Below are 1,332 nucleotides of genomic sequence, written 5' to 3'. Positions count from 1 at the left end.
CCGCCACCCCCTCCGCCACCGGTACCGCCGACTCCGGCCCCCGTACCGCCGGCCCCGACTCTCGTCCCCGTGCCCCCACCGGCCCCGCCCGTCCCCGTACCGCCCCCGCCGCCTCCCGCTCCGCTGCCACCACCCCCTGTGCCGGTGCCACCTCCGGCGCCGGTTCCGCCCGCCGTGCCTCCGGCTCCGCCCGTTCCGCCCGTCGTCCCTCCGGGGCTGCCTGTTCCGCCCGGTGCCGTCTTCCCGCCGCCACCGCCGCTGCCGCTGCCGGGCGCGCCCGCTCCGGGTGCGGTCGCTCCGGGTGGGGCCGTGCCTGCCCCCGGTGTGGGTGCGCCCGGCGCGGTCGCGGGGGGTGCGGGTGCGGGGGCCGGTGCCGCCGCTGGTGCCGGGGGTGCGGGAGCGGGGGTCGGCGCTGCGGCCGGGGCCGGTGCGGGTGCTGCGGCCGGTGCCGGTGCCGTCGCCGGGGCGGCAGCCGCGGGCGCTGGTGCGGGGGTTGGTGCGGCGGCAGGTGCGGGTGCGGCGGCGGGAGCCGGGGTGGCTGCCGGTGCCGGTGCCGGTGCTGTCGCGGGCGCCGGCGCGGGTGTGGGTGCGGCTGCGGGTGCCGGTGCTGGGGGAGCAGGTGCCGGCGCTGCTGCGGGTGCAGGAGCCGGTGTTGCGGCGGGCGCAGGCGCTGGTGGCGCAGGTGCGGGGGTTGGTGCAGGCGCGGGTGTGGGTGCGGCTGCGGGTGCTGGGGCCGGGGTTGGTGCTGCCGCCGGAGCAGCAGCCGCCGGCGCCGGTGCTGCCGCCGGTGCTGGGGCAGTTGCCGGTGTCGCTGCGGGTGCCGGGGCAGTTGCCGGTGCTGGTGCGGCGGCCGGCGTGGCCGCCGGTGCCGGCGCTGCCGCGGGTGCGGCGGCAGGAGGAGCCGCGGCTGCGGGCGGTGCCGGAGCGGCGGCAGGCGGGGGAGCGGCGGCGGCCGGAGGAGCGGCGGCGGCCGGTGGTGGCGGGACCGCCGCCGGAGGTGCCGGAGCAGCCGCCGGCGGAGGAACCGCGGGAGCGGTGGCCGGTGCCACGGCCGGTCAGGGCCGGACGACCGGAGGTCAGGCCGCGAGCGGTCAGGCTACCGAGGGACAAGCCACCGGGGGACAAGCCACCGGCGGTCAGGCGACGGGCGGTCAGGCCACTGGCGGTGAGGGCACTGGCGGCCAGGGCACCGGAGGCGGAGCAGTCGGCGGCCAAGCGACCGGGGGTCAGGCCACGGGCGGTCAGGCCACCGGAGGCGAAGCAGTCGGCGGTCAGGCAACCGGCGGTCAGGGCACCGGAGGTCACGCAACCGGAGGCCGGTCCACCACCCCC

General features: G+C 81.6%; 1 pseudogene. It reads left to right on the top strand.

The features are described from left to right. Positions 1 to 370: 370 nt before the first annotated feature. Positions 371 to 1,332, top strand: a pseudogene (locus tag IH25_RS41480) (hypothetical protein); the annotation flags it as partial.

This window comes from Streptomyces achromogenes subsp. achromogenes (genome assembly GCF_000720835.1).
GTDB lineage: Bacteria > Actinomycetota > Actinomycetes > Streptomycetales > Streptomycetaceae > Streptomyces > Streptomyces achromogenes.
This window is presented reverse-complemented; position numbering and strand designations above follow the sequence as displayed.